We start from the raw sequence: 11,897 nt of genomic DNA on the forward strand, positions 1-11,897 counted from the left end.
GACCACACTGTGATCCGGCTAGTCTGTCACCATGTGGCTACACGTGTTCTCAGAAGCCGGACAACACGATCTTGCCCTTGGCCTTGCCACTTTCGACCAGCGCATGCGCCTTGATAAGGTTCGCGGCGTTGATCGTGCCGAACGTTTCCGTCATCGTGGTTTTGATCTTGCCCTGGTCAACCAGCTCCGACACATGGTTCAACAGATTGTGCTGCTCCAGGATATCGGCTGTTTCGAAGACCGGCCGGGCAAACATCATCTCCCAATGAACGGAAATGGCTTTGCGCTTGAATGGCATGATATCGAAACCATTCTCTGGATCGTCGATCAGGCAGTAGCGCCCCTGCGGCGCAATCAACTCTATGCTGTCGGCGCGGTGGAGCTCGCTATGGGTGGTGGAAAAGACGAAACTCGGGGCACCTAAACCAAGCGCCTCTACCTGTGGTGCAAGCGGCTTGCTATGGTCAAGCACATGATGTGCACCAAACTGCGCGACCCATTCCTTCGTTTCCGGCCGCGACGCCGTGGCGATGACTGTCAGGTCTGTCAGGTGCCGCGCAAGTTGGATTGCGATCGAACCGACGCCGCCGGCACCACCGATGATGACGATGGCGTTGGCGCCACCTGCAACGGGATCCTTTACCTTGAGGCGATCGATCAGGGCTTCATAGGCGGTGATCGCCGTCAACGGTAGGGCCGCAGCTTCCTCGAAACTCAAGCTTCTCGGCTTCTTACCAACGATGCGTTCATCCACGAGGTGAAACTCGCTATTGGTCCCGGGGCGGTTGATAGCGCCTGCATAGAACACTTCATCGCCTGGCTTGAACAGGCTGACCTTGTCGCCAACAGCCTTGACGACACCCGCAGCATCGAAGCCGAGGATGCGGGCCTGGCCTGCCTCGGGCGCTTGGTTTCGGCGAACCTTGGTATCGACCGGATTGACCGAAACTGCCTTCACTTCCACCAGAAGATCGTGGCCGTTGGCCTCCGGGGCAGGCAGTTCGAAATCCACCAAAGCGTCTGCTTCTGTTACGGGCTTGCAGGTCTTGTAGCCGACAGCGCGCATGTTCTTTCTCCTTCGCTTGTTGCTTCGGCGTCTATTTGATAGCTATGAGCAATGGCTGCAAGAATGCACATTTTGTGTTTATACTGACAAAAAGGATACTGTGGCCACCCGCAGAACCTGAAAAACGGAGCTTTTCATGTCCCGCCCTCGCGCCAAACTGAAAGATAATTTTCCCGGCTGCCCGGTGGAATCGACGCTGTGTTACCTCGATGGCAAGTGGAAGGGCGTGATTCTTTATCATTTGCTGACCGAAGGAACTCTGCGTTTCAATGCCCTGCGCCGCCACATTCCAAGCGTCACCCAGCGCATGTTGACGAAGCAGCTTCGCGAACTGGAAGATGCGGGCCTGATCTCCCGCACAGTCTTTCCCGTCGTGCCGCCAAGGGTCGATTACAGCCTGACTCTGCTTGGCAACAGCATGGCGCCGGTCATCTCAGCGCTCAAGTCCTGGGGCGAAACCCATGTGGTCTGCAAGGACGGCGTCAAGACGCTTGCCGCGCCCGAGGACGTCGTAACGCCGCTCGCTGCTGCCGAATGAGCACCGCCGCTGATTTTTTGGGAAGGCAGCGCCACGCCTTTCTCCACGATGGACCTCCGTCACTGGAGGAACGCCGAGCCGATCTCAAGGCCCTGCGGAAGGTTGTGACCTCCTATCGAAGCAAAATCGAACAGGCGGTTGATGCGGATTTCGGCGGACGGTCGCCGAATGAGACCGCCCTTCTGGACATTGTCGGGGTGATCCAGGCGATCGATTACCTGGACCGGAATCTGAAGCGCTTCATGAAGCCCGAACCGCGCCATATAGGCGCGCTGTCGCAATGCGGACGCGCCTGGGTGGAGTATCAGCCGCTCGGTGTCATCGGCATTCTGTCGCCTTGGAACTATCCGTTTCTGCTGGCCATGGTGCCACTTGCCACGGCGCTTGCCGCCGGGAATCGGGCGATGTTGAAGCCCTCGGAACTTGCGCCGGAAACGAGCGCCTTGATGAAGGCAATGCTCGCCGAGGCCTTTCCGGAAGATAAAGTCGCCGTGGTGCTTGGCGACGCTGGCGTAGGCGCCCAATTCAGCAGCTTGCCGTTCGACCATCTGTTCTTCACCGGCAGCACGCAGGTCGGGCGTCTGGTGATGAAGGCTGCGAGTGAACATCTCGTGCCGGTCACGCTGGAACTCGGCGGCAAGAGCCCGACGATCATACTGCCGGGTCACGTCAACGCCGGAACCGTTGCGTCTATTGTCTTTGGCAAGCTCACCAATGCCGGGCAAACCTGCGTTGCCCCGGATTACGTCTTCGTCCACGAAACCGAGGTCGAAGCCTTCATCGATGCTTTCGACAAGGCGGTGGCAAGATCTTACCCCGAGGGCGTGGTGAGCCGCGACTACGCGTCGATCATCAGCGACAGGCATTTCACTAGGCTGAATGGCTTGCTTGAAGATGCGGTCAGCAAGGGTGCGTCTGTGCGGCCGGTCGGAGGAGAGGGGGGGGCTGGAACGCGTATCCGTGTCCTGCCGCCGACGCTCGTCATCAATCCGAGCGACGACATGGCGGTGATGCAGGAAGAGATCTTCGGGCCGATCTTACCCGTACTGACTTATCGCGATGTTTCGCAGGTGGTCGCCTACATCAATGAAAAGCCAAGGCCGTTGGCGCTTTATGTCTTCGCAGATGCGCATAGTGACGACTGTAAGATGATCCTGTCACGCACCACGTCCGGCAATGTCGGCATCAACAACACGGTGCTGCATGTGGCGCAGGATGACCTTCCGTTCGGCGGGATAGGGCCAAGCGGCACCGGGGCCTATCACGGCATAGAAGGCTTCCGCCGCATGAGCCATGCCAAGGGCGTGTTTTCAAGAGGACGTTTCAGCGTGCCAAGCCTTCTACGTCCGCCCTTCGGTCGGATGGTCAAGGCTGGGCTTGATTACCTGTTACGATAAGGACGTGCGTTTAGGCGCAGGCGGAAATCGTGTTAATGGGCAGGCAGATGGTGATGTCCAGCCCGTCCGGCGACCAGTGATAGGAAATCTCTCCGCGCATGCTGCTGACCGTGCGCTGGATGAGCGTTGAGCCGAAGCCCTTGCTGGTCGGAGGGCCCGAAACTGGCCCGCCCCGCTCGCTCCACATGATTTGCAGCGTCTCGCCTGTGGTGCAGGCAACCACGAGCCGACCGTCTTCGGAGCAAAGCGATCCATATTTCGCCGCGTTGGTGGCGAGTTCATGCAAGACCAGCGCGACACTCGTAATGTGATCAGCCCGAATACGCACGTCGTCGATACCGACGAAGACAACCCGGTCGGTAGCTGCGTCGGTGTAGGGCGCCAGAATATCGCCGATGATCTGACGCAAGGGCACGTCCGGTGCATAGGCCACATGTTCGGCCGAAAACGTCGGCTGCACGAGATCATGCGCCCGTCCCAGGGCGCGCAGGCGGCCTCGAACCGTGGAGGAAAGCTCCTCGGCGCTCGTTGCCGTTCGCGCCGTCATTGCCAGCATCGAGTCAGCCAGCACGAAGACGTTTTTCACCCGATGGTTCAACTCTCGCAGAAGAAGCATCCGCTGCTCCTCTGCCCGATCGCGTGCCTCCTCGTTTTGCGAACGCTCGATGGCAATAGCCACCGTTCGTGAGATCATGCCGATGACCTCTAAATCTCGCTCCGAAGGCTTGCGGGGCTCACGGTAGTAATTGGCGAAGGTGCCAAGAATGCGCCCATCGGCAGCTCGTATGGGCATCGACCAGCAGGCGCGGAGATCGTGGGCGAGGGCCAATTTGCGGAAATTCGCCCAAAGCGGATCGGTAGCGATATCGCTGACGATGACGGGGGCGCCCGTATGGGCTGAAGTGCCGCAAGACCCGATACCAGGGCCAACGGAAATGCCCTCGATTGCGTCGTTATAATCGCAGGGCAGGCTCGGCGCCGCCCCCTGGGTCAGACGCTTGCCATCTTCCGTGGTGAGCAGAACGGATGCCAGCAACTCGCCGCCCGCAGGCTTTTCCACCAGAAGCACGATATCACGCAACACCTGTTTCAGCGGGCCGCCTACCGCCACACGTGCCAGAATGTCTCGTTCTGCGGTAAGGAGGTCCGACGTTACCGACACTGTATTGATCAACGCACCAGTCCACCACAAAAAGAAAGCCATGTGTCTTCGACAACGGCAATAGTAGGAAGATATAGGGAGGCAAGTATTAAATGTCTAATGAATAAAATACTTGATGAATACAACCTAGTTTGAAGTGTTGGGTAGGATATTGTGTTTTGGCGAACCTATTATTTTAGAGTTCGCGAACTAAGCCCTGGCCTAGCTGCACCCGCTTAGCCCTGTTTTGGAGATGATCGTGCTCTTGATTTTCCGGCAAATTGGGAGGAAGGATTTGCCGCGGCATTCGCCGGCTCTTCATCATTCACATTTTTTTGCACCGCAACATCGAACTGCCCGGATTGGTTCATAATTTCGCGCGCAGTGATTGTCAGTTCAGGGACGGACCAGCATGGGTATTGGTTGGATAGAAGCCGCGATCCTCGGCTTTATTCAAGGGCTTACGGAATTTTTGCCAATTTCTTCCAGCGCACATTTGAGAATCGCGGGCGAGTTTTTGGGTACCGGTGAAGACCCGGGCGCGGCGTTTACCGCCATCATCCAGATTGGCACGGAGCTGGCCGTGCTCGTCTATTTCTGGTCCGATATCATGCGGATCGCCTTTGCCTGGCTTCGTCATCATTTGCGGCTTGGCGGGCAATATGACCCGGCAGATGTTCGCCTCGGCTGGATGATCATCGTCGGTTCGGTGCCCATCGTGCTGCTCGGCCTTCTGTTCAAGGACGCTATCGAGCATTCGCTGCGCAACCTTTACATCACCGCGGTCATGCTAATTGTTTTCGGTATCATTCTGGGCTTTGCGGATCGCATCGGCAAAAAGAAGTATCCGATCAAGAAGCTGATCTGGCGTGACGCCATTATCTTCGGCTTTGCCCAGGCAATGGCGCTGATCCCCGGCGTGTCCCGCTCCGGCGGCACGATCACCGCTGGCTTGCTGCTAGGTTACACGCGTGAAGCCGCTGCCCGTTACTCCTTCCTTCTGGCGGTACCAGCCGTCTTTGGTTCGGGCTTCTATCAACTCTTCAAGAGCATCGGACAGGAAAACCCGGTCGGCTGGGGCCAGACGGCTTTGGCGACGCTGATATCCTTCATTGTCGGATATGCCGTCATCGTCGTCTTCCTCAAGCTGGTCTCGACGAAGAGCTACATGCCGTTCGTCTGGTATCGCATCGTTATTGGTGTTGTGCTCCTTGGCTTGCTCTTCAGCGGTGTCATCAATCCGATCTGACGCCTCCGGCGAGATATCAGCCGATAGTTTTACCCGGCACGGCCTTCCGTGCCGGGTTAATTTTATGTCTTTCGTCTGGCGTAGAATGATTTTCCTTTCGATAAGGTGCGAGAGCGTTTATCTCCGCTGCAACATCACCTCCGCTCAGGATGGTGTGACGCCTTTCTAGACTGTCAGGAAGAATAATGACCGCAGACGTTCCTTGCGCCCTTGCTGTGGAGGACATCCATAAGAGCTTCGGCGATCACGAGGTTCTGAAGGGCATTTCGCTGACGGCGAAGAAGGGCGATGTCATCTCCATTATCGGTTCTTCCGGCTCGGGAAAGAGCACCTTTCTGAGATGCATCAACTTCCTGGAAATACCGGACAGCGGCCGGGTAAGCGTCAATGGTGAAGAGGTGGCGGTCAAGCGCGGGCGCGACGGCAAGTCCGTCCCGCAAAGCTGGCGTCAGGTAGAGCGCCTGCGCACCGGGCTTGGCATGGTGTTCCAAAGCTTCAATCTCTGGGCTCATCGCACGGTTCTGGAAAATGTCATCGAAGCGCCCGTGCATGTCATGGGCGTCAGGCGCGCGGAAGCAGTCGAAAAGGCAGAGGCCCTGCTACACAAAGTTGGCCTCTATGAGAAGAAGGATGCCTATCCGGCGTTCCTCTCCGGCGGGCAGCAGCAGCGTGCCGCCATTGCTCGTGCGCTTTGCGTCGAGCCTGCCGTGATGTTGTTAGACGAGCCGACTTCGGCGCTCGATCCGGAACTGGTCGGCGAGGTCCTGAAGGTGATCCGTGATCTGGCGGAAGAGGGGCGCACCATGCTGCTCGTGACCCACGAAATGCGCTTTGCCCGCGATGTGTCGAGCCACGTCATGTTCCTGCATCAAGGCCGTGTGGAGGAGGAGGGCTCTCCGCAGCAGATCTTTAACAATCCCAGCAGCGCACGGACTCGGGAATTTACCGGCGCGCTCGCCAACTGAACAGTCTCATAGGAGTTTGATATGAAGTTTGTTGCATCTCTGCTGGCCGGTACGGCCTTCGCGTTGTCGGCTTTCACCGCCAGCGCTGAAGTTCGCTTCGGTGTGATGAATGAGAGCTACCCACCCTTTTTCGCCCAGGATGCCAGCGGCAAGTGGCAGGGCTGGGAAATCGATCTCATGGATGCCGTCTGCGCGGAAATGAAGGAGAAATGCTCCATCGTCGCTCTGTCCTGGGATGGTTTGATTCCGGCGCTTGAAAGCAAGAAGTTCGACGTCATCTGGTCGTCCATGTCCAACACGGCGGAACGCCAGAAGGTCATCGATTTCACCAACAAGTACTACAATACGCCAAGCAAGCTGATCGGTGCGAAAGACGGCAAGCCCGGCGCCACGGCAGACGACGTGAAGGGCAAGACGATCGGTATTCAGGTCTCCACCATCCAATCCGCTTACTATGCCAAGTACTTCAAGGATGTCGCCGACGAGAAGACCTATCAGACACTGGACGAAGCCTTTCAGGATCTGGCCGCTGGCCGCATCGACTACGTCTTCGGCGACTCGCTGGTGCTTGACGACTTCCTGAAGACGGAAACCGGTAAAGATTGCTGCGCCGACGCTGGCAATGTTGCCGACGATCCCGAAATCCTCGGTCTCGGCGTCTCGGGAGGTGTGCGCAAGGACGATCAGGAACTGAAGCAGAAGCTGAATGCTGCGCTCGCTGCCGTCCGCGCCAGCGGCAAATATGACGAGATCACCAAGAAATACTTCAGCTTCGATATCTACGGCGCGAAGTAAGTCTGGTTCTCCTCGCAGATGGCAGCTCCAGACAGCATCATCCAGCTCTTGTCTCCCTATCCTCCGGGATGGGGCGGCACGTTGCTGTCCGGGGCGGCCGCGACACTTGCCATTTCTGCTGGTGCCTATCTGATCGGTATCGTGATCGGCATGGCGGGGGCACTCGGCAAGCTTTCTGACAATCGGGCGCTCGGCGTCATCCTCAATCTTTACACGACGTTGATCCGCTCCGTGCCGGAACTCATCCTCATCGTCGGCCTCTATTACGCAGGAACGGACGGCCTGAACCGACTGTTGCAGATGGCGGGCCTGCCGCCGCTGGAAGTCAATGGCTTCGTCGCCGCAGTCGCGGTACTCGGCTTCGTGCAGGGCGCCTACATGACGGAGGTGCTGCGTGGCGCGATCCTGTCGATCCCGAATGGGCAGATCGAAGCCGCGAAAGCCTTCGGCATGTCGCCTTTCTTGCGCTTTCGCCGTGTTGTCCTTCCCGGTCTCCTGCCCAACGCTTTGCCCGGCCTATCCAACCTCTGGCTATCCGTGACGAAGGACAGCGCCTTGGTGGCCGTCGTCGGCTATCAGGAACTGGCGCTTGCCACCCGTCTCGCCGGGGCCAGCACCAAGCATTACTTCCTGTTCTTCATGGCCGCCGCGCTGATCTATCTGGCGATCACGCTTGTCTCCAACTTTCTCTTCCGGCTGATCGAACGGCGCGTGCGCCGTGGTCAGCCGTCGCTTGCGTGAGGTAGAGCCATGACTTTTTCCTGGATCGAAAAATACTGGCCGCTTCTCCTCAGTGGAGCATGGCAGACCATCGCCTTGCTGGTCATTTCCGTCAGCCTCGGCTTCATGCTGGCCATTGGTCTCGCCTTTGCCCAGGTCAGCGGTGGAAGGATCACAAGGCTTCTGGCGAGAGGCTACTGCACCTTCTTTCGTGGGACGCCCCTGCTGATCCAGCTCTGGCTTCTCTATTACGGTGTCGGGCTCCTTCTTGCCGATGATCCCCGGCCTGCGGCAGAGCTTTCTCTGGCCAATCCTCAGGGAAGGCTTCTTCTTTGCCGCCGTCAGCTTCACGTTGAACTACGCCGCTTACGAGGCGGAAGTGCTGCGCGGCGCGCTGCTCGGGGTGCCCAAAGGCGAGCTTGAGGCGGCGCGGGCTTTTGGCATGAGCCCGTTCAAACTTGCCCGCCGTATCTGGCTGCCGCGCGCCATTCGCAATGCGCTCCCGACGATTGCCGGCGAAGTGGTGATGCAGCTGAAAGCCACGCCTCTGGCCTTCACGGTTACGGTGATGGACCTCTATGCAGTGGCCTATAAGGTTCGTCAGGACACGCTTCTGGTCTATGAGCCGCTTCTGGTCGTGACCGTTTTCTATCTCATTCTCACAGCCGTCATTGCCCGCTGCTTCGGCATCATCGAAGCGCAGGTGCCAGTACGACGCTGAGCGGGCAACGCCTGTTCGGTGCGGTGAATAAAAGGAGTTTCTTCATGGGCGATATTCGCATTCTCGACGGCGGCATGAGCCGCGAATTGCAACGGCTGGGCGCCGAATTGAAACAGCCGGAATGGTCCGCACTTGCCCTGATCGACGCGCCGGACATCGTCCGTCAGGTCCATGCCGAATTCATCGAGGCCGGTGCCGATGTCGTCACCACCAACTCCTACGCGCTTGTGCCCTTCCACATCGGTGAAGAGCGTTTTCGCAAAGAGGGCGCGTCGCTGATCGCACTCTCAGGAAACTTGGCGCGTGAAGCAGCAGACGCGTCTGGCCGAAAAGTCACAGTGGCCGGATCGCTGCCGCCGATTTTTGGCTCTTACGAGCCACAGAATTTCGATGCGTCGCGCGTCCAGGATTATCTTGGCGTGCTCGTCGAAAATCTCGAACCCTTCGTCGACGTGTGGCTTGGTGAAACACTGAGCCTGATCGCCGAGGGCGAGGCTGTCCGTCAGGCGATCGCAGAGACCGGTAAGCCCTTCTGGATTTCCTTCACGCTAGATGACGACCCGGCACAAGTGAACGGCGCGGAGCCGAAGCTGCGCTCTGGCGAAACCGTGCGTGCCGCTGCCGAATGGGCAGCCGGTTCGGGTGCTGCGGCCTTGCTGTTCAACTGCAGCAAGCCAGAGGTGATGAAAGCCGCCGTCGAGACGGCTGCCAACACATTCCACGAAAAGGGTGTGGCGCTGGAGATCGGCGTCTATGCAAATGCCTTCGAAGGCGAGCAGGGTGACTCAGCGGCCAATGAGGGCCTGCATGGCACGCGCGACGATCTGACCGACGATGTCTACTCGCGCTTTGCCTGCACATGGGCGGATGCCGGCGCGACACTGATCGGCGGATGCTGCGGCATTGGCGCGGCCCATATCCACACCGTTGTTGGGGCTCTCCGCGCGCGATAAACTGCGGTGATGTCTATCGTGTCTCGATCGAAAACACGTCGAGACCGGTGACATCCTCTTCAAGCAGGGTAAAGCCCTGTTTCAGATAGTAGGGCCGCTTGTCGGCTGTGGCGCAGAGATAGGATGTGCCATGGCCAAGTGTCGCAACGTGTTGGCGGGCCTCTTTGATTAAGGCAGCAGCGACGCCGTGGTTGCGATAATCGGGGTCGACCCAGAGCGCCGCAATCCATGGCCCGTAGTTTGGTCGCGCGTCGAGATCGTTGTCGATGACGAGCACGGAGCCGATATAGGTCTCGCCTTCATGCGCCACGAGCGCAAAAGGGATGATATCCTCTCCCAACATCGGATCGAGATGTGCCCGATAATCTTCGAGCGGCACGCCGCTTTCCGTCCACCAGGCGTTCCAGCCGCGATGGGCGATCGTATCGGCAAAGCATGGCAGGTGCCGAAGGTTGGATATCTGCATGTGACGTCTCATCTTCCTGAATCAGAAACCGAGAGCCAGTCTACAAGCATTTGAAAAGCCAGCACAATGATTTAGCCCGGCCGGCATAAGACGGCCGGGCTGATAGCGCGCTTACAGCAATGTTCCCCCAAGGATGACGAGCGCGACGGAGAAGTAAATCACCAGACCGCTGACATCCACCAGCGTCGCAACAAAGGGAGCCGAAGCGCTAGCCGGGTCCAGACGCAGCCGCTGCAGCAGGAAAGGCAGCATCGAGCCACAGATAGAGCCGAAAGTGACGATGCCGACCAGCGCTGCAAAGACGGTGAAGCCGACCAGCAGCCAGTGTTCGCCGTAGTCATAGAAGCCTGCCTGCTGCCAGACGGTCAGCCGCAGGAAGCCGATGGCACCAAGGATCGCGCCAAGGGCCAGGCCGCTTGGCAGTTCACGCAGCAGCACCCGCCACCAGTCGGAGAGCTTCAACTCGCCGAGCGCCAGAGCACGAATGATCAGGGACGTGGCCTGTGAGCCCGAGTTGCCGCCCGATGACATGATCAGTGGAATGAAGAGCGTCAGGACGACGGCCTTTTCCAATTCTCCTTCGAAGTGCTGCATGGCGCTCGCCGTCAGCATTTCGCCGAGAAAGAGGGCGGAAAGCCAGCCGGCGCGTTTGCGGATCATGTCCAAGAAGCCCATGGACATGTAGGGCTTGCCGAGCGCTTCCATGCCGCCGAACTTGTGTGCATCTTCGGTGGTATCGGCAATCATCGTGTCGATCACGTCATCGACGGTGACGATGCCCAGAATGCGGGCATGCTCATCCACGACTGGAATGGCCAGCAGATCGTGCTTGCGGATGAGACGAGCGACGTCCTCCTGCGACATTTGAGGATCGGCATAAACGACGCTTTCTTGCGATGCGGCGGACAGGATCGATGCTTGCGGATCCGCGGTCACGAGGCGGCGCAACGTAACGACCTTGCTCAAGGTGCCATCCTCGGCCAGCACATAGATGGCATAGACCGTTTCACGCGAACGCTCGACGACGCGAATGTGCGAAAGGGTCTGTTCCACCGTCCAGCTGTCCGGCACGCTGACAAACTCCGTCGTCATGATGGAGCCGGCAGTGCGCGGCGGATAGGTCATCAGATGCTGGATGGCAGCGGCCGTTGCCCGGTCAAGGCGCGAAAAGAGCTTGTTGCGATGGGCCTCATCCATCTCGGCCATGACGTCCGCCACGCGGTCGTCTGACATGAGATTGACGAAGCGAGTGGCCTGTTCCAGAGGAATAGCGGCGATGATATCGGCAGCGTGGTGCAATTCCGGACGGTCCAGAATGGCAACGGCCTTTGGCTGCGGCATTTTCAGCAGAGCGTCGACGGCCTCGTTGACGTCGAGTGCGTTCAGCTGCTCGACACGTTCTGCAATGGTGGAAAGACCTGCATCACCGCTGCGGAAAAGACGTGCGGCCTTGCTGGCTCTCTGGGAGAGGGTGTGAAAGTTCATGATTGCTCACCTTCGAGTCGATCCGCCGATCGCGGCGGTCCGTGGTGAGCCGACAGGAGTCAGATCAGAGCACGTCTCGCCGGTCTCGGCAAAGGCAATCGACTACTACTGTCGCTAGACATCAAACGATGCTCCGTGGATATCCGTGCCAGAAGGTCGTTGAACCCCTGCACGTGGCGTGTGTGGTGCGCCTGAACTGCGTCATAGTCAAGCGGTCCGAAGATGAAATTTTGGCAAGGTTGATTGACGCGCAAAGCAGAACAGATTTTCTCCTGACATCAGGAGCCTACGCTTCCACCGAAAGACGCCGATGGCTGCCATTTTTCGACCGGAAATCACCCCAGAGATCGCGACGTCTTGCTTGGCTTATCGTGCCTCAATCAACATAGAAAGCGGCGGCT

Annotated in this window: 11 protein-coding genes and 1 pseudogene; 8 read left to right on the forward strand and 4 right to left on the reverse strand. The window is 58.5% G+C overall.

Annotated elements, in window-relative coordinates:
• Nucleotides 1–49: 49 nt before the first annotated feature.
• Complete coding sequence (locus QE435_RS18430) at nt 50–1,066, reverse strand: zinc-binding alcohol dehydrogenase family protein (RefSeq protein WP_349042256.1); 1,017 nt, start codon at nt 1,064–1,066, stop codon at nt 50–52.
• Nucleotides 1,067–1,202: 136 nt separating this feature from the next.
• On the opposite strand from QE435_RS18430, the gene QE435_RS18435 reads away from it, so the two are divergent.
• Together QE435_RS18435 and QE435_RS18440 are read left to right on the forward strand one after the other, a co-directional pair.
• Complete coding sequence (locus QE435_RS18435) at nt 1,203–1,604, forward strand: helix-turn-helix domain-containing protein (RefSeq protein WP_349042257.1); 402 nt, start codon at nt 1,203–1,205, stop codon at nt 1,602–1,604.
• Nucleotides 1,601–3,001, forward strand: a complete 1,401-nt coding sequence (locus QE435_RS18440; protein WP_349042258.1) for a coniferyl aldehyde dehydrogenase — start codon at nt 1,601–1,603, stop codon at nt 2,999–3,001. The genes QE435_RS18435 and QE435_RS18440 overlap by 4 nt, the downstream gene beginning before the upstream one ends.
• A 10-nt stretch (nt 3,002–3,011) precedes the next feature.
• Here the strand turns inward: QE435_RS18440 and QE435_RS18445 are convergent, their stop codons facing one another.
• Complete coding sequence (locus QE435_RS18445) at nt 3,012–4,205, reverse strand: GAF domain-containing protein (RefSeq protein ID WP_349042259.1); 1,194 nt, start codon at nt 4,203–4,205, stop codon at nt 3,012–3,014.
• Between the two features lie 349 nt (nt 4,206–4,554).
• Between QE435_RS18445 and QE435_RS18450 the strand changes: the two genes are divergently transcribed.
• The 6 genes and pseudogenes from QE435_RS18450 (at nt 4,555) to QE435_RS18475 (ending at nt 9,545) form a co-directional block, all read left to right on the forward strand.
• Nucleotides 4,555–5,391: an undecaprenyl-diphosphate phosphatase gene (locus tag QE435_RS18450; protein WP_306931830.1), complete on the forward strand. Its 837-nt coding sequence runs from the start codon at nt 4,555–4,557 to the stop codon at nt 5,389–5,391.
• A 185-nt stretch (nt 5,392–5,576) separates the two neighbouring features.
• Nucleotides 5,577–6,356, forward strand: coding sequence for an ATP-binding cassette domain-containing protein (locus QE435_RS18455; RefSeq protein ID WP_349042260.1), 780 nt, complete (start codon nt 5,577–5,579; stop codon nt 6,354–6,356).
• 21 nt (nt 6,357–6,377) lie between these two features.
• A complete protein-coding gene (locus tag QE435_RS18460) occupies nt 6,378–7,151 on the forward strand; it encodes a transporter substrate-binding domain-containing protein (protein ID WP_349042261.1) in 774 nt (257 codons plus the stop codon).
• Between the two features lie 18 nt (nt 7,152–7,169).
• On the forward strand, nt 7,170–7,892 hold the full coding sequence (locus QE435_RS18465) for an ABC transporter permease (RefSeq protein ID WP_349042262.1): 723 nt from the start codon (nt 7,170–7,172) through the stop codon (nt 7,890–7,892).
• Between the two features lie 9 nt (nt 7,893–7,901).
• Nucleotides 7,902–8,592: pseudogene (locus tag QE435_RS18470) on the forward strand (ABC transporter permease).
• Nucleotides 8,593–8,636: 44 nt separating this feature from the next.
• Nucleotides 8,637–9,545 (forward strand): homocysteine S-methyltransferase family protein, encoded by a 909-nt coding sequence (locus QE435_RS18475; protein ID WP_349042263.1) that lies wholly within the window; start codon nt 8,637–8,639, stop codon nt 9,543–9,545.
• Nucleotides 9,546–9,558: 13 nt separating this feature from the next.
• Here QE435_RS18475 and QE435_RS18480 read toward each other — a convergent pair whose 3' ends face one another.
• On the reverse strand, nt 9,559–10,011 hold the full coding sequence (locus QE435_RS18480) for a GNAT family N-acetyltransferase (RefSeq protein WP_349042264.1): 453 nt from the start codon (nt 10,009–10,011) through the stop codon (nt 9,559–9,561).
• Between the two features lie 111 nt (nt 10,012–10,122).
• Entirely contained in the window at nt 10,123–11,496 is a 1,374-nt protein-coding gene (mgtE, locus tag QE435_RS18485) for a magnesium transporter (RefSeq protein ID WP_306931843.1), read from the reverse strand.
• Between the last annotated feature and the right edge of the window lie 401 nt (nt 11,497–11,897).

The organism is Agrobacterium sp. SORGH_AS 787 (genome assembly GCF_030819035.1).
Classification (GTDB): domain Bacteria; phylum Pseudomonadota; class Alphaproteobacteria; order Rhizobiales; family Rhizobiaceae; genus Agrobacterium; species Agrobacterium larrymoorei_B.